Source organism: Janibacter alkaliphilus, from assembly GCF_013408565.1.
Taxonomy (GTDB): domain Bacteria; phylum Actinomycetota; class Actinomycetes; order Actinomycetales; family Dermatophilaceae; genus Janibacter; species Janibacter alkaliphilus.
Map to the genome: position 1 here is coordinate 798,140 of NZ_JACBZX010000001.1, position 21,819 is coordinate 819,958.

Genomic DNA, 21,819 nt, shown 5'->3' on the forward strand with positions numbered 1-21,819 from the left:
GAACCGCGATTCGGACAGGAGTCGTGCACCCCGGTGAGCGAGGGCTTAGGGTCGCGACATGGCCCAGTCCAGCACCCCCGCGACGGATCGCGACCTCGACCTCGTCCTCGTCGGAGCCACCGGCTTCGTCGGGCGGCTGACCGCCCAGCATCTCCAGGCCGCAGCGCCGAAGGGGGTGCGGATCGCCCTCGCCGGACGTTCCCGGGAGAAGCTGGACGCGCTCGCCGCCGAGATCGGTGGTCGCGCCACCGACTGGGAGCGCATCGTCATCGACGTCTCCGACCCGGCCGCCTGCGCCGACCTCGCCGCCCGGACCACGGTGGTGGTCACCACGGTCGGCCCGTACGTCCGCTACGGCCACGAGCTGGTCAAGGCCTGCGCCGTCGCCGGCACCCACTACGCCGACCTCACCGGGGAGACCCTCTTCGTCCGGGAGACCGCCGAGGGGCTGCACGAGGTGGCCCGCGCCTCGGGCGCGCGGATCGTCAACTCCTGCGGCTTCGACTCCGTCCCCTCCGACCTCGGTGTCTGGCTCACCGCCGAGCAGGCCCGCAGCGACGGTGCCGGCGAGCTGACCGAGACCACCCTCTACGTGCGCTCGCTGCGCGGCGGCCTCTCCGGCGGCACCATCGACTCGATGCGCGAGCAGGCCAAGGCCACCCGGGCGAGCGCCGGGGCGCGCAAGGTGGTCGCCGACCCCTACGGCCTCAGCCCGGACCGGGCCAACGAGCCCACCTCGCAGGAGCGCGAGGACCGGCCGGAGCCGCAGCCGGACGAGGGGTCCTCGCTGCTCGGGACGGTGCGCTCGGTGGCCGGCAAGGTCGCCTCGGCGCTGCCGGTGGGCCGGGACGAGACCGGCCGGTGGACCGGACCCTTCGTCATGGCCAGCTACAACACCCGGGTCGTGCGGCGCAGCAACGCCCTGCTGGGGTGGGCGTACGGGCGCGGCTTCCGCTACCAGGAGGTCACCGACTTCGGCGACTCGTGGACGGCGCCGCTCAAGGCGGGCGGGATGACCGCCGGGCTGCTCGGGCTCATGGCCGGGATGTCCACCGGGCCCACCCGCGCCGTGCTCGACAAGGTCCTCCCGGAGCCGGGCGAGGGCCCGAGCGAGGAGACCCAGCGCACCGGCCGCTTCCGGCTCGAGGTCGTCGCCGGCACCACGAGCGGCGCCACATACCGCACCACGGTCGCGGCGAAGAAGGACCCCGGCTACAGCGGCACCGCGGTCATGCTCGGGCAGGCCGGGCTGTGCCTGGCGCTGGACGAGCTGAGCAGCGAGGGCGGGGTGATCACCCCGGCGGTGGCCATGGCGCTGCCGCTGACCGAGCGTCTGCGCGCCCAGGACTTCACCCTGGAGACCACCCGGGACGACTGAGCCGGGGCCCGCTCAGGCCTCCATGTCCGGGATGTCGCCCTGCGGCTCCGGCACCGGGGCGTCGACGTCCGGGACGAGGATGTCCCGGTGCCAGGACTCGGTGCGGTAGGAGAGCTCCCAGCCGAGCGCGCGGTAGAGGCCGTCGGCGCCGGTGGGGCTGTCCGCGTCCACCTCGAGGGTGACCCGGTCGTGGCCGCGGCGGGCGGCGTCGGCGATCACCGCGTGCAGCAGCGACTTGGCGACACCGCGGCCACGGGCCAGCCGGTGCACCCCGATGTACTCGACGTAGCTGCCGCGGCGACCCTGCTCGTCCGGGGCGGTGATGGTCGCCGCGAGCGCGCCGCCGGGCACGTCCTCACCGTCGATCTCGACGGTGGCGATCCACCACAGGTCCCAGCGGTGCCCCGGGTCCTCCCGCAGCCGGTGCAGGAACTCGGGGAAGGACTCGCGGTAGGAGTTGAAGTGGTCGGCGAAGGAGTCCTCGAGCATCCGGTGCACGGTCTGCAGGTCGGCGGCCACCGGGGAGCGGTCGGCGTGGCGGGCCACCGGACGGACCTGGACGCCCTCCCGCAGGTTCGCCTCGAGCAGCCCGTCGTCGGCCGGGATGACCGGGCGGGTCATCTGCAGCCAGGTGCGCACGTGCGAGTAGCCGGCCGCCTCGAGGTGCCGACGGCCGCGGCCGTCGGCCTCGTGCAGCGAGGCGTCCAGCTGGGTGCCGCCGAGCCCGCGCCCCCTGGCGATGCGCTGGGCGACGCTCTCCTCCCAGGCGTAGACCGAGCGGGCGACCTCGGTGTCGGTGGCGTCCTCGAGGTCGGGGTCGATGGTCATCTCGAGCATGGTCCGGCCGGCCGCCCGGTCGTGCACCCGGGCCCACACCCGGACGCGCCCCGCCGGGTCGCGCAGCAGCACCTGACGGCGGGTCCACGAGCCGCGGCCGACGCTCTCGCTGACGATCGCCTCGCGCTGCACGAGGGAGGAGCCGGTGATCGCCTGCTTGTCGACGGCGACCAGCGCGATGAGCTCCTCGACGTCGGCCTCGGTGGGCGTGGCGGCGGTCCACCCGTCGGGCAGTCGCTCGGGCATCTGCGGCAGGAAGGGGTTGGTCACGGGAGCCATTGTCTCGCACCCGGGGTCGGCGGTGCCGTCGAGCCCGCCGCCCGGCGGACGAGTCCGCAGGTCAGCGGGCGGATCGGCGGGGCGACGGCCCGGGTCAGCGGCCGAGGCGGCCGGGGTCAGCGGCCGAGGCGGGCGGGGCGCTCCTGGTACTCGGGCGTCGTGCGAGCCATCGCCGCGCGGCGGGCCCGGCCGGTGTTCTCCGCGCCGAGCAGGCGCAGCTGCTCGGCGCGCTCCCGGGCGAAGGTGCGTCGCGGTCCGGCGGTCCAGGTCTGCTCGAAGAGCCGCTTGGTCGCGGCGAGCGCGTCCGGGCTGCGGCCGAGCAGCTGCTCGGCCAGCCCCTGGGCGCGCGCCAGCGGGTCGGCGGCCACCTCGGTGGACAGACCGAGCCGGGCTGCCTCCTCGCCGGAGATCGTCTCGGCGGTCATCGACAGCTTCTTGGCGACGTCGATGCCGACGAGCTGGGAGAGGGCCTGCACGCCGGACATGTCGGGTACCAGCCCCCACTTCCCCTCCAGCACAGACCAGGTGGCGTCCGGCGCGGTGATCCGCAGGTCGGCGCCGAGGGCGATCTGCAGGCCGCCGCCGAAGCAGTGGCCCTGCACCGCGGCGATCACCGGGACCGGGATGCGGCGGACGGCCCAGCAGGCCTCCTGGAAGGTGTTCGTGCCGCGCCAGGGTCGGGGGACGAAGCGGCGCATCACCCCGGCCCGGTCGGGCATGACCTGCTGGAAGTCGAGCCCGGCGCAGAAGGAGTCGCCCTCGCCGGCCAGGATCACGGCCCGCAGGCTGCGGTCCCGGGCGAGGCCGTGGGCGGCGGCGACGAGGTCGTCGAGCATGTCCAGGGTGAGCCCGTTGAGCTTCTCCGGGCGGGCCAGGCGGAGGTGGGCGATCCCACCGTCGCGGGTCAGGGTGATGTGTCCGGTCATGATGTCGCGCCCGGTCGGGCTCAGAGCTCCTCGAGGAAGGCGGTGAGGTGCTCGGACGCGGCCTGCGCCTCACCGTCGGGCATGGTCAGCAGGACGACCTGGCCGTCCTGCTCCTGGGCGCACATGGTCGCCGTGGACAGGGTGCCGCAGTAGGCGTCGCCGACCTGCTCGCTGTCGTCCCACAGGCTCTCGTAGCTCTGCGCGGTGACGCCCATGCCCTCGGTGACGACCACGCTGAGCACCTGGTCGCCCTTGGTGTAGGCGGCCGCGCTCTGGCCGTCGGGGTTGTCGGTGGGCTCGTAGTCCGCCTTCGTCCAGCCGTCGAAGGACTCGGGGAAGGTGACGTCGACGCTGGTCGCCGGGGAGCTGGAGGTCGAGCTGCCGGAGCTGGTGGTGGCCGAGCCGTCGCTGCTCGGGCTGCTGGTGCTCGAGCCGTCGCCGGTGCTGTCGCTGCTGGAGCCCTCGCCGCTGCTCTCCTGGGTCTCGGCGCTGGTGGTCGAGGACGCGGTGCCCTCCTCGTCGTCGTCCCCGCCGAGCAGGAAGAAGGCGCCGACCCCGATCACCGCGAGCACGAGGACCAGGCCGCCGACGAGCGCGACGACCAGGCCGGTGCGGCTCTTCTTGGGGCCCTGGTCGGCCGGGGTCTGACCGCCTGCGTGCTGCCCGCCTGGGTCACCGGCGGGCTGGCTGGAGCCGGTCGACTGGTGCTGCGGCGGCTGGGTGGGGTGCTCGCCCTGCGGCGGCTGGGTCTGGAACCCGTCGCTGTCGCCGGGCGGGGGCGGGACGTTCGGGCCACCAGGAGGTGTCGACATGCCCTGATGATCCCACACGCTCCCCCACCCCCCACCGCCGCATTTGCCCGGGCAGCTGCGCCCCTTCACCGAAACTGCCCGGGCAGTTGCGTAGGGGTGCGTAATTTGCCCGGGCAGTTGCGCAGGGGTGCGTAATTTGCCCGGGCAGTTGCGCAGCGCGTCCGTATTTTGCCCGGGCAGTTGCGCAGGGGTCCGTGATTTGCCCGGGCAGTTGCGCAAGGAGGGGCAGAGCTCGTCTGGGGGAAGGGGCCGGGAGGAGAGCAAGCGGGGGCGGAGCCCCCTGCCGGCTCCGCCCCCGCTGATGAGGTCCCCCTGCGACCTCGGGGACCAACCTAGGCAGCCCCGGGCCCGGGATCGATGGGGAGAACTACCCATGCCGACGGGGGCAGCCCCCATGGCGGCTCGACGGTCAGCCCGCCTCGGCCGCCTGCCGCACCTGCTGCAGGGTGCGCTCCATGCCCGCCGCCATCTCGTCCTCGAAGGTGGAGACCCCGCCGAGCACCTTGTCCTGCAGGGTCAGCGAGATGTCGGTGAGTCCGTCCGGGGCCTCGCGCCGGTGGGTCAGCCGGGTCCCGGTCGCGGTGGGCTCGAGGACGAAGGTCCACAGAGCCCCGTTCTCCTTGACCCGGTAGGTGTACTCCCGCGGCGGGTCGAAGCGGACCACCTTCGCCCGGGTCGGCCAGACGACGAGGCCGCGCCGGTTGAGGTTGACGGTGCGGGTGCCCTCCCCGACCGGCGCGGTGCCGCGCACCACCGTGCGGATCACCTGGTCGGAGAAACCACCCATCGCCCGCGGGTCGGCGATCACCGCCCACACCCGCTCGGGCGGCGCGGCGATCTCGGTGCTGGCCTCGATCAGCGGACGGTGGGTCTGCGAGTCACTCATGTGACCCGAGAGTAGTCACCCGGGCAGCCGCCCGCAGCCGGGACGCGGGGTCGCCAGGATCTCGCTGCCGGGCCCCCGTGACGACGGTCAGGAGCGGGCCGCCGCAGGCACCTCGTCCGTGGAGGCGCCGTCCGTGGCCGTCTCGTCTTCGTCGACGTCGTCGGCCTCCTCCGCCGTCGCACGGTCCTCGTCGGGCCAGGCGAGCGAGGCGCCCTCGGCGTCCACCTTCGGCACCCAGGAGAGCCACTTCGGGAAGGCCCAGGCCCACTCGCCCATGAGGTGCATCAGCGCCGGGATGAGCGTCATCCGGACGAGGAAGGCGTCCACGAGCACGCCCACCGCCAGGCCGAAGCCGATCGGCCGGATCATCGTCAGGTGGGCGAAGATGAACCCGGCGAAGACCGAGGTCATGATGATCGCCGCCGCCGCGACGACGTTGGCGCCGTGCCCGAAGCCGGTGCGCACCGCCGAGCGGGCGCTCTCCCCGTGGGTGTGCGCCTCCTTCATCCCGGAGACGAGGAACATCTGGTAGTCCATCGCCAGCCCGAAGAGGACCCCGATGAGCATGATCGGCATGAAGCTGAGCACCGGCCCGGGGGTGTCCACGGCGAAGATCCCGCCGAGCCAGCCCCACTGGTAGACCGCGACGGTGGCGCCGAAGCTCACCGCGACCGAGAGCAGGAAGCCGAGGGTCGCGGTCAGCGGGACGAGGATCGAGCGGAAGACGATGGTCAGCAGCAGCAGGGAGAGCCCGACGACGATGCCCAGGTAGGGCGGCAGCGCGTCGGAGAGCTGCTGGGAGATCTCGATATTCGCCACGGTCTGCCCGGTGAAGCCCATCTCGGCACCGGTGGCCCGCTCGATCGCCGGCCCGGTGGCCTGCAGCTCGCGCACGGTGGTCACCGTGTCCTCCTCGGCAGGTCCCGTCTCCGGGATCACCTGGAAGGCGAGGGTGCGCCGGTCCTCGCTCACCCCGAAGGGGACGACCGAGGCCACGCCGTCGACATAGCTCATCTCGTTGCCGACGAGGGCCTGCTCGTGGGTGACCTCGTCCTCGGCGACCGGGTCGGCGAAGCTGGCCACCGCGATGACCGGTCCGTTGGTGCCGGCGCCGAACTTCTCGCCCGCCTCGACGTAGGCGGCGTGGGCGGTGCTGTCGACCGGCTCGCTGCCGCCGTCCGGCAGGCCGAGCCGGATCGACAGCGCGGGCACTGCCAGCACCCCGCACAGCAGGACCACCCCGACGGCGACGAGGGCCGGGCGGCGGGTGACCGCCGCGACGTAGCCGGTGCCGTGCTCCTCGCCGTCCTCGTCGAGCTCGGCGCCGGGGTCGGGCACGCCCGGGGTGCTGAAGCCGGCCCGACGCCAGGCACGCCGGGAGAGCACCCGGGTGCCGACGAGGTGCAGCAGCGCCGGGGTGAGGGTCAGCGCCACGACCACGGCGACGGCGACGGTCACCGCGGCGACCAGACCCATCTGCCCCAGCAGCGGGATCCCGGTGACGAGCAGCGCCACCAGGGCGATGACCACCGTCGTGCCGGCGATCGTCACCGCGCTGCCGGAGGTGCCGACGGCGTGCGCGATCGACTCCTGCATCGGCCGGCCGGCGAGCAGCTGGGTGCGGTGCCGGTTGACGATGAAGAGGGCGTAGTCGATGCCCACGGCCAGCCCGAGCATGAGCGCCAGCGAGGGCGTGAGCGAGTGCATGTCGAAGAACTGGGTGGCGGCCAGGGCGGCCAGCAGGCCGGTGCCGACGCCGACGAGCGCGCCGGCCAGCGGCAGCCCGGCGGCGACGATGCTGCCGAGGGCGATGAGCAGGACGAGCGCGGCGATCATCACGCCGACCGCCTCGCCCGGGCCGAGCAGGCTGTTCTCCTGGGTGATGTCGACGCTGTACTCGGCGGTGACGCCGGCGTCCTCGAGCTGCTCGCCGATCTCCGGGATGGCCTCCTTGACCTCCGGGTCGACCGACTGGGCGTCGGTGGTGAACTGCACCTGGGCGAGGGCGTAGCCGTCGTCGGTGACGAAGCGGGTGTCGCCGAGCATCTGCTGGGCGGTGAGCCCGTCCTGGTAGTCGTCCTCGGCCGAGGCCAGCGCCCGGTCGCTGGTGGCCCACTGGCCGTAGCCGATCGCGACCTGCAGCCGGCCCTGCTCGACCTGGCGGATGATGTCGGCCTTCGTCGGGTCGGAGTCGGGGGTGTCGGCCAGCCGCCGCAGCCACTCCTCGCCCTGGGCGAGCTGCCCCTGCCCCTCGGAGAGCTGGCTCCAGCCGTCGTCGAGCTGGGTCTGGGCGTCGTCGATCTGCTCGCCACCCTCGCTGACCTGGGTGGTGGTGTCGTCCAGCTGCTGCTGGTTGGTGAAGGGGTCCTGCACCGCGCGGACCTCGGAGAGCTCCTCCCACTCGCCGAAGACGTCCCGGATCGCGTCACGCTGCTCGGCGGTGAACTCGTCGGAGTCGCTCTTCAGCACGACCGTGCCGAAGCCTCCGGAGGCCTCTGGCACCTCGGTCTGCAGATCGTCCAGGACCCGCTCGAAGTCGCTGCCGGGGATGCTGATCTCGTTCGACAGCGGCTGGCTGAAGGCGCCGGCCAGGGCGCCGAGGGCCACCAGCAGCGCCACCCAGCCCGCGACCACGCGCCAGGCGTGGTGGGCGCACCAGCGCCCGATGGAGTGCAGCAGGCTGGCCATCGCGGTCCTCGTCAGGGTTGTCGGTCGGTGGTTCTCGGTCGGTGCCGAAGGTGGGGTCCCGGCGTCGTGCGGTCCACGATGCCGCTCCCGCGGCGCTCGCGTGCGTCGAGGACGCCCACGATCTTGACATCGACCGAAGTCACTACAAATGTAGAAGACTGCCGCGCGACCGTCAAGACACGCCACCGCCGGCCCCTGACCCGACCCCGCGGCGTCGAGCAGGTGCACCCCCGACCGCCGTGAGAGACTGGACGGTCGGCCCGAGCGGGCCGTTCCCGTCGCGTCATCCCCCCTTCTCCCGCCAGATCACCTCCGACAGAACGAGGATCCTCGCCGTGCCCTCCCCTGCCCGCACCCCGTCGCCCAGCCTGGCGGTGGTCCCGCTGATCCTCGGCGGCTTCGGCATCGGCACCACCGAGTTCGTCACGATGGGCCTGCTGCCGGAGATCGCCGAGGGCATCGACGTGACCATCCCGCAGGCGGGGCACACCGTCTCCGCCTACGCGCTCGGGGTCGTCGTCGGGGCGCCGGCGATCGCCCTGCTCGGTGCCCGGCTGCCGCGGCGGGCGGTGCTGGTGACGCTCATGCTCGTCTTCGCGCTCGGCAACGCGGCCAGCGCCCTCGCGCCGAGCTACGGCTGGCTGGTCGCCGACCGCTTCGTCTCCGGGCTCCCGCACGGCGCCTTCTTCGGCGTCGCCTCGATCGTCGCCCACGACCTCGCCCGGCCCGGGCTCGGTGGGCGGGCGGTCGCCCGGGTGATGCTCGGCATCCCCTTCGCCAACGTCCTCGGGGTGCCGGTGGCCACGGCGATCGGTCAGCAGGCCGGCTGGCGGGCGGCCTACGCGGCGATCGCCGTCATCGGGGTGCTCACCGCGATCGGGGTGGCCCTGCTCGTGCCGCACCAGCCGGCCGACCGCGAGGCCAGCCCACGCCGCGAGCTGGGGGCGCTGGCCGACGCGCAGGTGTGGCTGACGCTGGCCGTGGGCGCGATCGGCTTCGGCGGGACCTTCGCGATGTACTCCTACATCTCGCCGATCCTGCAGAACCAGACCGGGCTGCCGTCCGACGCGGTGCCGATCTACCTGCTCATCTACGGCGTCGGCGGGGTCGTCGGCACGCTGCTGGGCGGGCGGCTCGTGGACGTCTCGGTGATGCGGGCGCTGCTCGGCTCGTGCCTGGCCTGCGGGCTGCTGCTGGCCGGCTTCGCGGTCGCGGCGGACAGCGCGATCCCGGCGGCGATCGGGATCTTCCTGCTGTGCGCGGCGATCTCGGTCTTCGTCCTCGCGCTGCAGCTGCGGCTGATGAGCGTCGCCGGCTCGGCCCGCACCCTCGGCGCCGCCGGCAACCACGCCGCGCTGAACATCGCCAACGCCCTCGGCGCGTGGCTCGGCGGTCTGGTGCTCGCCGCCGGCTGGGGCTGGCAGGCCCCCTCGCTCGTCGGCGCGGCGCTCTCGGCCGCCGGGCTGGTGCTGCTGCTCGCCTCGGTCGCCCTGGACCGGCGCCGTGCCAGGGTGGCGGCATGAGCACCGTGCGCCCGGCCACCCCCGACGACCTGCCGGAGATCCTCCGGCTCATCACCGAGCTCGCCGTCTACGAGCGCGAGCCGGACGCGGTCGAGGGTGGGGTGCCCGAGCTGGCCGCGATCCTCTTCCCGGACGAGGGGTCACCGACCGCCTTCTGCCACGTCGCCGAGGTCGAGGTCGGTGCGGGCGAAGGGGGCAGCACAAGGGTGGTCGGCATCGCCCTCTGGTACCTCACCTTCTCCACCTGGCAGGTCCGCAACGGCATCTGGCTCGAGGACCTCTACGTCGAGGAGGCCCACCGCGGCAGCGGGCTCGGGGTGGCGCTGCTGCGGACGCTCGCGGACACCTGCGTCCAGCGCGGCTACGGCCGGCTGGAGTGGTGCGTGCTGCGCTGGAACGAGCCGTCGATCCGCTTCTACGAGTCGGTGGGCGCGCGGCCGCAGAGTGAGTGGGAGACGTACCGGTTGACCGGGGATGCGCTGGCCGCCTTCGCCGGGACCGCCACCGGGTGAGATCGGGCCCGGCCTGACCTCCCGGCCACGGGCACCTGACGGCATGATGGGCACACCGTCGACGAGGAGGGTCCCCATGGCCAGGTACGTGTACAAGTTCAGCGAGGGCGACCGGGACCAGCGTGACCTGCTCGGCGGGAAGGGCGCCAACCTCGCCGAGATGGTCAAGCTCGGCCTGCCGGTGCCGCCCGGCTTCACCATCACCACCGACGCCTGCCGGGCCTACCTCACCGAGGGCAAGGTGCCGCCGGAGGTGAGGGTCGAGGTGACCCGGCGGCTGCGTGACATCGAGGACGAGATCGGCCGCACCCTCGGCGACAGCGAGGAGCCGCTGCTGCTGTCGGTCCGCTCCGGGGCGAAGTTCTCGATGCCCGGGATGATGGAGACCGTGCTCAACGTCGGCCTCAACGACGACACCGTGCACTCCCTCGCCGAGTTCGCTGACGACGAGCGTTTCGCCTGGGACTCCTACCGGCGGCTGATCCAGATGTTCGGCAAGACCGTGCTCGACATCGACGGCGAGCGCTTCTCCGAGGCCCTGGAGGCCCGCAAGGCCGCGGCCGGGGTGCGCAGCGACGTCGAGCTCGACGCCGAGCAGCTCAAGGCCCTGGTCAAGGAGTACAAGGAGCTCGTCGAGACCGAGACCGGCTCCCCCTTCCCGCAGACCCCGCGCAAGCAGGTGGACATGGCCATCGAGGCCGTCTTCCGCAGCTGGAACACCGAGCGGGCCGTGCTCTACCGCCGCCGTGAACGCATCCCGGACGAGCTCGGCACCGCGGTCAACGTGCAGGCGATGGTCTTCGGCAACCTCGGCGAGACCTCCGGGACCGGGGTGTGCTTCACCCGCGACCCCTCCTCCGGCCACTCCGGCGTCTACGGCGACTACCTGCCCAACGCGCAGGGCGAGGACGTCGTCGCCGGCATCCGCAACACCCTGGCGCTGGCCGACCTCAAGGACCGCGACCGCGGCGCCTACCGCGAGCTGCGCACCGCGATGCGCCGGCTGGAGACCCACTACCGCGACCTGTGCGACATCGAGTTCACCATCGAGCACGGCAAGCTGTGGATGCTGCAGACCCGGGTCGGCAAGCGCACCGCGGCGGCCGCCTTCCGGGTGGCCACCCAGCTCGTCGACGAGCAGCTCATCACCATGGACGAGGCCCTGGAGCGGGTCAGCGGCGAGCAGCTCGGCCAGCTGCTCTTCCCCCAGTTCGACAAGGACGCCGCCCGCCAGCGGCTGGCCACCGGGATGGGCGCCTCCCCCGGCGCCGCGGTCGGCGAGGTGGTCTTCGACAACGCCTCCGCCCAGGCCCGCAAGGAGGCCGGCGCCGACGTCGTGCTCGTCCGCCGGGAGACCTCGCCGGAGGACCTTCCCGGCATGGTCGCCGCCGTCGGCGTGCTCACCGCCCGCGGCGGCAAGACCAGCCACGCCGCCGTCGTCGCCCGCGGCATGGGCATGTGCGCCGTCGTCGGCGCCGAGGACCTCCAGATCGACGTCGCCGCCAAGACCATCACCGTCGGCGAAACCACCCTCGGCGAGGGCGACACGATCTCCATCGACGGCAAGACCGGCGAGATCTACGTCGGCGCCGTCGACGTCATCGACTCCCCGGTGATGACCTACATCGCCGAAGGGGTGGAGGCCGCCCGGGCCAAGGCCGAGGACGACGACACCCGTGACCTCGTCGACGCGGTGCACCGCATGCTGGAGCACGCCGACGAGCGGCGCCGGCTGCGGGTGCGCACCAACGCCGACACCGGTGAGGACGCCCAGCGCGCCCGGGACCGCGGCGCCGAGGGGATCGGCCTGTGCCGCACCGAGCACCAGTTCCTCGGCGAGCGCCGCGAGTACATCGAGCGGGTCATCCTCGCCGAGTCCGACGAGGCCCGGGAGACCGCGATGGCCGAGCTGCTGCCGCTGCAGCGGGCCGACTTCGTCGAGCTGCTCGAGGTGATGGACGGGCTGCCGACGACGATCCGGCTCATCGACCCGCCGCTGCACGAGTTCCTGCCCGACCTCACCGAGCTGTCGGTGCGGGTGGCCCTGGCGCAGGAGCGCGGCGAGAGCGGCCCGGAGGTCGAGCGCGACATCACCCTGCTGGAGGCGGTGCGGCACACCCACGAGCAGAACCCGATGCTCGGCCTGCGCGGGGTGCGCCTCGGGCTGAAGTACCCCGGCCTCTTCGCGCTGCAGATCCGGGCGATCGCCGAGGCGGTCGTCGAGCTGCGCGGCCAGGGCAAGGACCCGCAGCCGGAGATCATGGTGCCGCTCGTCGGATCCCGCCGGGAGATGCACCTGGTGCGCGAGCAGGCGAAGGAGATCCTCGCCGAGGTCGCCGAGTCCTCCGGGCAGCGGCTCGACCTGCCGATCGGCTGCATGATCGAGCTGCCGCGGGCGGCGCTGACCGCAGACCGGATCGCGCACGAGGCCGACTTCTTCTCCTTCGGCACCAACGACCTCACCCAGACCACCTGGGGCTTCTCCCGCGACGACGTCGAGACCGAGTTCTTCGCGGCGTACCTGGAGAACGGGGTGCTGACGATCTCCCCCTTCGAGACGCTCGACGCGCTCGGCGTCGGCGAGCTCGTCCGGCAGGGGGTCGAGGGCGGCCGGGCCACCGCGACCGGGCTGAAGACCGGGGTCTGCGGCGAGCACGGCGGCGACCCCGAGTCGATCCACTTCTTCCACGACGTCGGCCTCGACTACGTCAGCTGCTCCCCCTTCCGGGTGCCGGTGGCGCGGCTGGAGGCCGGGCGCGCGGCGGTGACCACGGACGACGTCGGGACCCGCTGACCCCCTCTCCCCTCGCCGGCCACCGACGGAACTGCTGCTGGCTGCAGTTTCGTGACCCAGCAGCACCTCGATCTGCTGCTGGCTCATCGAACTGGTGCTGGCAGCAGTTTCGCTGGACCAGCCGCTGCCGCTGCCACAGCGGCAGTCGACTCCGCCCGCCCTCCCCCGCAACTGCCCGGGCAATTCACGTCCCGACGTGTGAGCTGCCCGGGCAGTTGCGGCCTGGGCGTGCGAATTGCCCGGGCAGTTGCGGCCTGGGCGTGTGATTTGCCCGGGCAGTTGCGGCCTGGGCGTGTGATTTGCCCGGGCAGTTGCGGCCTGGGCGTGTGAATTGCCCGGGCAGCTGCGGAGGTCGGGGTCGGCTCAGGGGCGGCGCAGGGTGAGGTGGGCGACGTCGAGGTAGCCGCTGGCGAAGCCGGCCTGGCAGTAGGCGAGGTAGAACTCCCACATCCGGCGGAACTCCTCGTCGAAGCCGTGCGCGGCGATCTCCGGCCAGCGGGCGAGGAAGGTCTCCCGCCAGCGCCGCAGCGTCTCGGCGTAGTGCGGGCCGAAGGTCGCCGTCTCGCGCACCCGCAGCGTGGTGTGCCCGGCGGCGACGTCGCGGATCGCCTGCCAGGAGGGGATGAGCCCGCCGGGGAAGATGTGCTTCTGGATCCAGCCGAAGGAGTTGCGGGTGGCCTGGTAGCGCTCGTGCGCCATGAGGATGGCCTGGATGACGACCGTCCCGCCCTCGGCGAGCCGCTGGTCGAGGGTGGCGAAGTAGGTCGGCCAGTACTCCTCCCCGACGGCCTCGATCATCTCCACCGAGACGATCGCGTTGTAGCGCCCGGTCGCCTCGCGATAGTCCTCGATCCGCACGTCGACGCGCTCGCTGAGCCCGGCGGCGTCGATCCGCTCCCGGGCCAGGCTGGCCTGCTCCTGGGAGAGGGTCACGCTGGTGACCTGCGCGCCGCGCTCGGCGGCGGCGATCGCCAGGGTCCCCCAGCCGGTGCCGATCTCCAGCACCTGGCTGCCCTCGCCGACCGAGGCGAGGTCGAGGACCCGCTCCACCTTGTGCCGCTGGGCGCTCTCCAGGCTCTGCCCGGACCAGTCGGACCCCTCGTCGAAGAGGGCGCTGGAGTACATCAGGCTCGGGTCGAGGAAGCGCTCGAAGAGCTCGTTGGACAGGTCGTAGTGCGCCTCGATGTTGCGCCGCGAGCCGAGCAGGGTGTTGCGCTGGCTGGCCGGGATGGCCCGCTCGACGAGGATCCGGGCCTTGCGCAGCAGCGGCGGGACCGCGGTGGTCATCCGCTCGGCGAAGGGGTGCAGCACGTCGGCCAGGTCGTGGCCGGGGGCCGGGCGCCACTCGCCGGCCATGTAGGACTCGCCGATCCCGATCTTCGGGTGGTGGGCCAGCCGCTCGAAGGCGGCCACTGGCTCGAGGATCTCGATGGTCGGCAGGCTCGGGTCGTCGGTGCCGAGCGCGCGGCCGTCCGGGAGGGTGACCCGGACCGGGACGCGGGCCAGCACCCGGCGCAGCACCGCCTCGGCGAGATAGCGGCGCAGGCACCAGCGCTGCAGGTGGGGTCGGCGCAGGCAGAGCGGTTCGCTGATGGTCGTCATCGCACGGAGTCCTCGGGGTGGTGGGGTCGTGGGCGGACGGGCAGGCGGCGCAGCCACAGCCACACCCCGTGCGCGCGGATGAGCGCCGAGGTGCGGTAGGAGCCGCCGGGCTGGCGGACCAGCGTGGCCAGCACCCGGCGCGGGGTGACCGCGTGGGGCCGGCCGGTGACGGTGGCCGTGAAGAGGGGTTCGGTGCTCGGGGCGGAGCGGATGGCCCCGCCCGCGGGGTCGCGGTCGAGGTCCTCCGGGGTGCCGACCGGGTCACCGGAGGTGGGGGCCGGGTCGCCGGAGGTGGCGGCCGGGTCGTCGTAGGTGGGGGCCGGGTCGCCGTAGGTGGGGGCCGGGTCGCCGGTGTGCAGCGCGATCGAGACGGTGACCCGCTCCGGGGTCAGCGACGTGCGGATCTCGTAGCGACCCTCGACGTCGTTGAAGGGCGAGACGTAGAACTCCTTGTCCTGGCTCGAGCGCCCCTGCGCGTCGGGCCGCAGCAGGTAGGCGTGCCGCTCGCCGTAGGTGTTGTGCACCTCGGCGACCACCGCGACCACCTGCCGGCCACCCCCTTCGCCGTCCTCGTCCCCCTCCCCTGCAGACCCACCTACCACGCAGTAAGTGCTGTGATCACGACACTTACTGCGTGGTAGCTCGGTGCTCTGCGGGGGCTGTGGGTGCTGAAGGGGGTTGTGCGGGGGTGCGGGGTCGCGGAGGACCCACCAGACGCTGAGCGGGTTGAAGGCGTAGCCGGCCACCCGGGGCTGGGCGAGCAGCAGCACCTGGTCCTCGGGGGCGAGCTCGACCCCGCGCCGGTGCAGCCAGCGCTCCAGGTCACCGCGCAGCCCGCCGCCGAGCCGGCCGGCGTCGAGGTGGTCGGCCGCACGCAGCCGCAGCGCCCGCCCGAGCACCGCGCCGAGTCGCCCGGGCACGGTCTGCGGCTCGCGCCGCCCCGCCGGCACCTCCACCAGCCAGGCGTGGTGCCGGTTGCGGAAGCGGTGCCGCAGCGGCCGGGCGCGGTCGTGCACGACGTGCCCGACGACGAGCGCGGGCAGCGCTGGCGGGGTCGCGACGAGGGTCGACGCCGCTGCGACGTCTGCCTCCGCCGACGCACCGGCCCCGGTGGACGCACCCTCCCCCACCGGTGCACCAGCCTCCGCGGGTACCGCGCCCGCGCTCACCAGGTCGCCCCGAAGTGTCGCGCCGCCGCCACCCCGGAGCGGCAGCCGTCCTCGTGGAAGCCCCACCCGTGGTGCGCCCCGGCGTAGGCGGTGCGCTCGTCGGCGAGCTCGGGCAGCCGGCGCTGCGCGCGCAGCGCGGGCCCGTCGTAGACCGGGTGGGTGTAGTCCATCCGCGCGAGCACCCGCGACGCGTCGATGAGGTGCTCGCCGTTGAGGGTGACGAGGAAGGGGGTCTTCTCCTCGATCGCGTGCAGCTGGTTCATCCAGTAGGTCACCACCGGCGGGGTGTCGTCGCCGGGCGGCGGCACCCGGTAGTTCCAGCTCGCCCGGGCCGCGGTCGCGCTCGGCAGGATCGAGGTGTCGGTGTGCAGCACCGCCCGGTTCGGGGTGTAGCGGAAGGCGCCGAGCACCTCCTTCTCGGCGGCGCTCGGGTCGGCGAGCATCGCCAGCGCCTCGTCCGCGTGGGTGGCCACGACCACCCGGTCGTGGGCGTGCGTGCGGCCGTCGGCGAGGGTGAGGCTGACCCCGCCGCCCGCGGGACGGGTCAGCGACGCCACCGGCGAACCGGTGACGACGCGGGCCCCGGCGCCCTCGAGAGCGCCGCGTACGGCGTCGACGTAGGTCCGCGAGCCGCCATCGACGGTGTACCACTGCGGGGAGCCGGTGACGGTGAGCATCCCGTGGTTCTCGAGGAAGGCGAAGAGGCTGCGCGCCGGGTAGTCCCGGGCGGTGCGCGCCCCGGCGGACCAGACGCAGGCGACCAGCGGCATCGCGTACCAGCGGACGAGGTCGTCGCCGAAGCGGTGGCGCTCCAGCCAGGCACCGAAGGGGGTGTCGTCGTCCTCGGCGGCCTCGGCGAGGTGGGCGGTGGCCAGCCGGTGGAAGCGCCGGATCCCGGTGAGCATCCGCAGGAAGCGGGGGTCGGCCGCCCGGCGCGGCTGGGCGAAGACCCCCTTCAGCCCGGCGCCGCCGGCCCACTCCAGCCCCTCGTCGGCGACGGTCATGCTCATCGACATGATCGTCCTGCGCCGGGGGACGTCGAGCTCGGCGAAGAGTCGCAGCAGGTGCGGGTAGGTGCGCTCGTTGTGCACGATGAAGCCGGAGTCGATGCGGCGCGGCACCCCGCCGGTGCCGGTGACGTCGTGGGTATGGGCGTGCCCGCCCAGCCGGGCCTGGCCCTCGTAGAGGGTGACCTCGTCCTGCTCGCGCAGCAGGTAGGCCGCGGTCAGCCCGGAGACGCCCGCGCCGATCACCGCGGTCCGCCGGCGCGATGTCGGTGAGGGGGAGCTGTCGGTCACGCCACGTCCTGTCGTCGTCCTGGTGCCCAGGCGGTGCCACCTGGGCAGACAGTATCGACCGGAGCGCTCCGGCCGGTACCTGAGGGCTTCGGCGCCCTCGCCCGTGCGGATGGGAGGACTCGGCGCCGGGTGCCTCCGGGCACCGACAGACCTCGCTCAGGACCCGCCGGTTCGACTCGAGCTCAGGCCATCCGCCAGGTTGCCCGGGGGTCCTTCGCGGTGCGCCCGTCCCACGTGACCAGCCCTTCGTCCTGGAGCTGCCTCAGAGCCCGCGTCGCTGTCATCCTCGTGACGTCCGCCAGGTCACTGATCTCCCCGGTACCCATCGGCCGCTGTCCCTGCCTCATCACGTCGAGGATCGCCCGGGCGCTCGGGGTGAGACGCGCGAGCACCTCGGACGGCAGCGCGTCGCTCGCCCAGAGGACGAGCCGGACGGCGGCGGAGGACTGGGTGTAGACGGGATCGACCAACCCGCGCCCGCGCATCTCCTCGAAGATCCGTCGGATGCCCTCGCCGAGCTCGCGGGTGATCCCCAGGTCGGAGCACACGCGGGCGATCCGCGGGTTGCGGGCGTACCGGTCGATCTCGAGCGGCCGGTCCGGGTTGACGATGCCAGGGAACCTTCCCGGAGAATGGATCTCGATGCGGTTCGGGAAGATCTCGACCCGGATGTGATCGCCCATCATGCTGTAGGAGCGGTGGATGACGGCGTTGACGAGGCCCTCGAGCCAGGCGTCCCTCGGGATCCGAGGTCGTGGCTCGAAGCGACCAGCATCGGTCAGCTGACGCCACTTGGGCATGAGGTCCTCGATGGTCGCCGCAGCGCGATGGATCTGTGCCGGGATGGAGCCCTCGAACCGCAGGTCGGCGCCGTCCTCGAGCGACATGCTCCGCCCGGTGCCTCGCTCCGTGTCCCCGTACCGAAGGACCCGGATGAGCGCGTTGGGGAAGGTCGTCTGGGGGCGGTCGTCGAAGAGCAGGCAGGCCGCGGTCGTCACGCTGCCCTGACGATCCACCAGGTCTCGGGCCCTGAGCATCGACTCGACGGTGGGGGCCCCGAGCACGCTCCGATATGCCTCGAGCTGGGATCCGTCCAGATCGGCGACCTCCATGCGGACGGGTGCAGCCTCGTACATCACCGCACCCCGGTCGTAGGCGAGCTCCTGGCTCTGCGCCGCGGAGAGCTTCTTCGACTCGTCGCCCACCCGCAGGTAGACCGTCCCGTTGGTCAGGCGGTGCATGCTCTCCGAGGGATCGACCCGCAGGATGAGCAGCGTCCGAGCGACCCCGTCGGAGCCGGGCACCTCCCGCTCGTCGACAGAGCACCGGACAGGAGGCTCGGTGTGGTCCAGCGACGCCTGACGAAGGTCGTTGACCTTCCCCTCCGGGACGCCGTCCGGCTGCCCACCGTGCAGTCCGACGACGATGACCCCGCCCTCGGAGTTGGCCATCGCGACGAGCGGCACCGCGAGGTCCTTGGCTGACACTCGCCCGGACTTCCGCTCGAGGTACTGCCCTTCGACGAGATCGGTCAGCGCAGCCACCAGGGCCTCACCGGACAGCTCAAGGGTTCGGTCCACCTCGCTCGCCTGCATGAACAAACTGTAACATTGTTAGTGTTCTTGAGTGTCGCCGCTGCGATCCCTCCCACCGGGCGACAGCGCGACGACGCCCGGCGACCCTGCCGCATGCCGCGTCGACAGCTCGGCTCAGGCGGGCTGGTAGGACCCGACCGGGGCGTGGCTGGTGATGGCCAGCCGGTTCCACGCGTTGATCGTCGCGATGGCGACGACGAGCCCGGCGTAGGCACCCTCGTCGAAGACCTCACGGGCCTCGGCCTCGACCTCCGCGCTCGGGTGCCCGTCGGCGACCGTCGTCACCGCCTCGGTGAGCGCCAGCGCCGCCCGCTCGGCCCGGGTGTAGATCGGCGCCTCGCGCCAGGCGTCGAGCAGGACGAGCCGCTGCGGCGTCTCGCCACCGGCGAGCAGGTCCTTGCTGTGCATGTCGACGCAGTAGCCGCAGCCGTTGATCTGCGAGGCGCGCAGCTTGACGAGCTCGAAGATCGTGTCGTCGCCGACCCCGTCGCGGGCTGCCTGCTCGAGTCGCACCATGGCCCGGTAGGCCGCCGGCTGCGGACCGTAGATGTCGACCGGCGCGGGGATGCCGCTGGTGTCCGGGGTCGTGTAGCGGGTCGTCTGGTCGGGGTTGGTCTGGTCAGGGGCGGTCTGGGTGGTGTCCGTCATCGGGAGCTCCTTCGTCGGTGCGGGGCCGACCGGTCGGCCAGTCCTAATCTGGATATTACATATCTAGATTAATCAGATGGGCTCGATCCGTGGCAGCATCGGCGGCATGCGGATGAGCCAGGGTGTCGAGTGGGCGCTGCACTGCTGCCTCGACCTCGCCTGGGCCGAGGGCGCGGCCGTGCCCGGCACCCGCCTCGCCGAGCTGCACGAGCTGCCGCCGGCCTACCTCACCAAGCAGCTCCAGGCCCTGACGAAGGCGGGCATCGTCCGCTCCACCCCGGGCCCGCGCGGCGGGTACCGGCTCACCCGCGACCCCGCCGAGGTCACCGTGCTCGAGGTGGTCACGGCGGTCGAGGGCGGCGACGAGCTCTTCCGCTGCACCGACCTGCTCGGTCAGGGGCCGCTGCAGGCCGGTCCTCGCGCGGCCCGTGGCACCTGCGCGATCCACCTGACGATGTCCCGCGCCGAGCATGCTTGGCGGCGCGAGCTCGCCGGCACGACCATCGCCGACCTGTCCGGCACCGTCGCCGCCACCACCCCGGACGCTCCGGGCCGGGTGCGGGAGTGGCTCACCTCCCGTTGACCGTCAGGCCTCCTAGGCTGAGGCGCATGACCGCGACCCCTGCCGATCGACCCACGGGCGACCGACCGCAGCGTGACCAGGACCAGCGTGACCAGGACCAGCGCGACTTCCGCAACCTCTACCGCCACGGCTTCGCCCGGGTGGCCGCGTGCACGGTGCCGGTGGCGATGGGCGACCCGCGGGTCAACGCCGCCCGCACCCTGGAGCAGGTCCGCGTCTGCCACGACGAGGGCGTCGCGCTCGCCCTCTTCCCCGAGCTGGGCCTCAGCGGCTACGCCATCGGCGACCTGCTGCTGCAGGACGTGCTGCTGCGCGACACCGTCACCGCCCTCGCCGAGGTCGCCGCCGCCAGCGCCGAGCTGCTGCCGGTGATCGTCGTCGGCGCCCCGCTGGCGAAGGGGAACCGGCTCTACAACTGCGCCGTGACCATCCACCGCGGCCGGGTGCTCGGCATCGCGCCGAAGTCCTACCTGCCCAACTACCGCGAGTTCTACGAGAAGCGGCACTTCGCCGCCGGCGACGACCAGTGGGGCGAGACCCTCACCGTCCCCGGCCTGCCCGGGCCCGGCGGCGAGCCGGGCGAGCCGATCCCCTTCGGCCCGGACATCCTCGTCGACGTCGTCGACGTGCCCGGCCTGAGCATCCACGCCGAGGTCTGCGAGGACCTGTGGGTGCCGGTGCCGCCGAGCCACGAGGCCGCTCTCGCCGGCGCGACCGTGCTGCTCAACCTGAGCGCCTCGCCGATCACCGTCGCCCGCGCCGAGGACCGGCACCTGCTGGCCCGCTCCGCCTCGGCCCGCTGCGACGCCGCCTACGTCTACGCCGCGGCGATGCGCGGCGAGTCGACCACCGACCTCTCCTGGGACGGCCTGACCGTCGTCTACGAGGCCGGCGACCTGCTCGGGCAGTCCGCGCGCTTCCCCGAGGAGGCGCAGCGCACGGTCGTCGACGTCGACGTCGACCGGCTGCGTCAGGAGCGGCTGCGGCAGGGCTCCTTCGACGACAACCGCCGCGGCCAGGGCATCGGCACCGGCGAGGGCCCCGACTACCGGCACGTCGAGATCACCCTCGACCCGCCCGGCGGCGACCTCGGGCTGCGCCGCCGGCTCGACCGGTTCCCCTTCGTCCCCGACGACGAGTCGCGCCTGGCCCAGGACTGCTTCGAGGCCTACAACATCCAGGTCAGCGGGCTCGAGCAGCGGCTGCGGGCGATCGGCGGCGACGACTGGCAGCCGAAAGTCGTCATCGGGGTCAGCGGCGGCCTCGACTCCACCCACGCGCTGCTCGTCGCGGCCGCGGCGATGGACCGGCTCGACCGCCCCCGCACCGACATCCACGCGCTGACCATGCCCGGCTTCGGCACCAGCGACCGTACGAAGACGAACGCGGTCGCTCTCATGGAGGCTCTCGGGATCACCTGGGAGGAGCTGGACATCCGCCCGGCCGCCACCCAGATGCTCGCCGACCTCGGCCACCCCTTCGGCCTCGACCCGGACGCCGAGCACGACGCCGAGGTCTACGACGTGACCTTCGAGAACGTGCAGGCCGGGCTGCGCACCGACTACCTCTTCCGGGTCGCCAACCACCGCGGCGGCATCGTCCTGGGCACCGGCGACCTCTCCGAGCTGGCGCTGGGCTGGTGCACCTACGGGGTCGGCGACCAGATGAGCCACTACGGGGTCAACGCCGGCGTCCCGAAGACGCTCATGCAGCACCTCGTGCGCTGGGTGGCCACCACCGACCAGGTCGAGACCACCCGCGGTGGTGCCGGCGGCGAGGGCGGCGACGGGCACGACGTGCGCGAGACCCTGCTGTCCATCCTCGGCACCGAGATCTCCCCCGAGCTCGTGCCGAGCACCACCGAGCAGCCGCAGTCGACACAGGCGACGATCGGGCCGTACGCGCTGCAGGACTTCACGCTCTACCACGTGCTGCGCCGCGGCTACGCCCCGAGCAAGATCGCCTTCCTCGCCGAGGCCGCGTGGTCCGACGCCGCCCGCGGCGCCTGGCCGAGCAGCGTCCCGGAGAGCGACCGCGGCGCGTACGACCTCGCCGAGATCCGGCACTGGCTGACCGTCTTCGTGCGCCGCTTCTTCGCCAACCAGTTCAAGCGCTCCGCGCTGCCCGACGGGCCGAAGGTGGTGCCCGGCGGCACCCTCTCCCCGCGCGGCGACTGGCGGATGCCCAGCGACGCCTCGGCCGCGCGCTGGCTCGCCGAGATCGAGGCGAACGTCCCGACCCCCTGAGGGGGACCGCTCCCCATCGCTGACGGGCGAGCGCCGGACTAGC

At 73.0% G+C, this 21,819-nt stretch carries 16 protein-coding genes; 6 read left to right on the top strand and 10 right to left on the bottom strand.

The genetic code is table 11. The features are described 5' to 3' along the window. Positions 1-58 precede the first annotated feature (58 nt). Positions 59-1,378, top strand: coding sequence for a saccharopine dehydrogenase family protein (locus tag BJY28_RS03850; protein WP_179461835.1), 1,320 nt, complete (start codon positions 59-61; stop codon positions 1,376-1,378). Between the two features lie 12 nt (positions 1,379-1,390). Here BJY28_RS03850 and BJY28_RS03855 read toward each other — a convergent pair whose 3' ends face one another. From BJY28_RS03855 to BJY28_RS03875, 5 genes are all read right to left on the bottom strand, one after another. Further along, entirely contained in the window at positions 1,391-2,485 is a 1,095-nt protein-coding gene (locus tag BJY28_RS03855; RefSeq protein WP_343036946.1) for a GNAT family N-acetyltransferase, read from the bottom strand. Positions 2,486-2,610: 125 nt separating this feature from the next. After that, a complete protein-coding gene (locus BJY28_RS03860) occupies positions 2,611-3,420 on the bottom strand; it encodes a crotonase/enoyl-CoA hydratase family protein (RefSeq protein WP_179461837.1) in 810 nt (269 codons plus the stop codon). Between the two features lie 20 nt (positions 3,421-3,440). Beyond that, complete coding sequence (locus BJY28_RS03865; RefSeq protein ID WP_179461838.1) at positions 3,441-4,232, bottom strand: flagellar basal body-associated FliL family protein; 792 nt, start codon at positions 4,230-4,232, stop codon at positions 3,441-3,443. Between the two features lie 409 nt (positions 4,233-4,641). Continuing rightward, on the bottom strand, positions 4,642-5,118 hold the full coding sequence (locus BJY28_RS03870) for an SRPBCC family protein (protein ID WP_179461839.1): 477 nt from the start codon (positions 5,116-5,118) through the stop codon (positions 4,642-4,644). Between the two features lie 87 nt (positions 5,119-5,205). Continuing rightward, complete coding sequence (locus tag BJY28_RS03875; RefSeq protein ID WP_179461840.1) at positions 5,206-7,806, bottom strand: MMPL family transporter; 2,601 nt, start codon at positions 7,804-7,806, stop codon at positions 5,206-5,208. A 335-nt stretch (positions 7,807-8,141) separates the two neighbouring features. Here BJY28_RS03875 and BJY28_RS03880 point away from each other — a divergent pair, with 335 nt between their 5' ends. The 3 genes from BJY28_RS03880 to ppdK all read left to right on the top strand — a co-directional run bounded on the left by BJY28_RS03880 (position 8,142) and on the right by ppdK (position 12,635). Further along, positions 8,142-9,329 carry an MFS transporter gene (locus BJY28_RS03880; protein WP_343036947.1) on the top strand — a complete coding sequence of 396 codons (1,188 nt, stop codon included), beginning with the start codon at positions 8,142-8,144 and terminating at the stop codon, positions 9,327-9,329. Then, positions 9,326-9,841 (top strand): GNAT family N-acetyltransferase, encoded by a 516-nt coding sequence (locus BJY28_RS03885; protein WP_179461841.1) that lies wholly within the window; start codon positions 9,326-9,328, stop codon positions 9,839-9,841. Before BJY28_RS03880 ends, BJY28_RS03885 begins: the two co-directional genes overlap by 4 nt. 76 nt (positions 9,842-9,917) lie before the next feature. Beyond that, the gene (gene ppdK, locus BJY28_RS03890) at positions 9,918-12,635 is read left to right on the top strand and encodes a pyruvate, phosphate dikinase (protein WP_179461842.1); all 2,718 of its coding nucleotides are present in this window, start codon (positions 9,918-9,920) and stop codon (positions 12,633-12,635) included. A gap of 363 nt (positions 12,636-12,998) precedes the next feature. Here ppdK and BJY28_RS03895 read toward each other — a convergent pair whose 3' ends face one another. From BJY28_RS03895 to BJY28_RS03915, 5 genes are all read right to left on the bottom strand, one after another. Then, positions 12,999-14,237 carry an SAM-dependent methyltransferase gene (locus BJY28_RS03895; protein ID WP_179461843.1) on the bottom strand — a complete coding sequence of 413 codons (1,239 nt, stop codon included), beginning with the start codon at positions 14,235-14,237 and terminating at the stop codon, positions 12,999-13,001. Further along, entirely contained in the window at positions 14,234-15,367 is a 1,134-nt protein-coding gene (locus BJY28_RS03900; RefSeq protein ID WP_343036948.1) for a DUF1365 domain-containing protein, read from the bottom strand. Before BJY28_RS03900 ends, BJY28_RS03895 begins: the two co-directional genes overlap by 4 nt. 35 nt (positions 15,368-15,402) lie before the next feature. Next, positions 15,403-16,704, bottom strand: coding sequence for an FAD-dependent oxidoreductase (locus tag BJY28_RS03905; protein WP_179461844.1), 1,302 nt, complete (start codon positions 16,702-16,704; stop codon positions 15,403-15,405). 182 nt (positions 16,705-16,886) lie between these two features. Further along, positions 16,887-18,299 (bottom strand): ATP-binding protein, encoded by a 1,413-nt coding sequence (locus BJY28_RS03910; RefSeq protein ID WP_179461845.1) that lies wholly within the window; start codon positions 18,297-18,299, stop codon positions 16,887-16,889. Positions 18,300-18,413: 114 nt separating this feature from the next. Continuing rightward, the gene (locus BJY28_RS03915) at positions 18,414-18,947 is read right to left on the bottom strand and encodes a carboxymuconolactone decarboxylase family protein (protein WP_179461846.1); all 534 of its coding nucleotides are present in this window, start codon (positions 18,945-18,947) and stop codon (positions 18,414-18,416) included. 76 nt (positions 18,948-19,023) lie between these two features. Between BJY28_RS03915 and BJY28_RS03920 the strand changes: the two genes are divergently transcribed. After that, the gene (locus tag BJY28_RS03920; RefSeq protein WP_218875157.1) at positions 19,024-19,530 is read left to right on the top strand and encodes an RrF2 family transcriptional regulator; all 507 of its coding nucleotides are present in this window, start codon (positions 19,024-19,026) and stop codon (positions 19,528-19,530) included. 26 nt (positions 19,531-19,556) lie between these two features. Continuing rightward, complete coding sequence (locus BJY28_RS03925; protein WP_179461847.1) at positions 19,557-21,776, top strand: NAD(+) synthase; 2,220 nt, start codon at positions 19,557-19,559, stop codon at positions 21,774-21,776. Positions 21,777-21,819: the final 43 nt, after the last annotated feature.

Excerpts from the sequence above, each read along its gene's own strand:
- BJY28_RS03915 (WP_179461846.1), bottom strand. The coding sequence starts at position 18,947 with ATGACGGACACCACCCAGACCGCCCCTGACCAGACCAACCCCGACCAG.
- BJY28_RS03895 (WP_179461843.1), bottom strand. The coding sequence starts at position 14,237 with ATGACGACCATCAGCGAACCGCTCTGCCTGCGCCGACCCCACCTGCAG.
- BJY28_RS03910 (WP_179461845.1), bottom strand. The coding sequence starts at position 18,299 with ATGCAGGCGAGCGAGGTGGACCGAACCCTTGAGCTGTCCGGTGAGGCC.
- ppdK (WP_179461842.1), top strand. The coding sequence starts at position 9,918 with ATGGCCAGGTACGTGTACAAGTTCAGCGAGGGCGACCGGGACCAGCGT.
- BJY28_RS03875 (WP_179461840.1), bottom strand. The coding sequence starts at position 7,806 with ATGGCCAGCCTGCTGCACTCCATCGGGCGCTGGTGCGCCCACCACGCC.
- BJY28_RS03870 (WP_179461839.1), bottom strand. The coding sequence starts at position 5,118 with ATGAGTGACTCGCAGACCCACCGTCCGCTGATCGAGGCCAGCACCGAG.
- BJY28_RS03925 (WP_179461847.1), top strand. The coding sequence starts at position 19,557 with ATGACCGCGACCCCTGCCGATCGACCCACGGGCGACCGACCGCAGCGT.
- BJY28_RS03865 (WP_179461838.1), bottom strand. The coding sequence starts at position 4,232 with ATGTCGACACCTCCTGGTGGCCCGAACGTCCCGCCCCCGCCCGGCGAC.
- BJY28_RS03860 (WP_179461837.1), bottom strand. The coding sequence starts at position 3,420 with ATGACCGGACACATCACCCTGACCCGCGACGGTGGGATCGCCCACCTC.
- BJY28_RS03920 (WP_218875157.1), top strand. The coding sequence starts at position 19,024 with ATGGGCTCGATCCGTGGCAGCATCGGCGGCATGCGGATGAGCCAGGGT.
- BJY28_RS03885 (WP_179461841.1), top strand. The coding sequence starts at position 9,326 with ATGAGCACCGTGCGCCCGGCCACCCCCGACGACCTGCCGGAGATCCTC.
- BJY28_RS03850 (WP_179461835.1), top strand. The coding sequence starts at position 59 with ATGGCCCAGTCCAGCACCCCCGCGACGGATCGCGACCTCGACCTCGTC.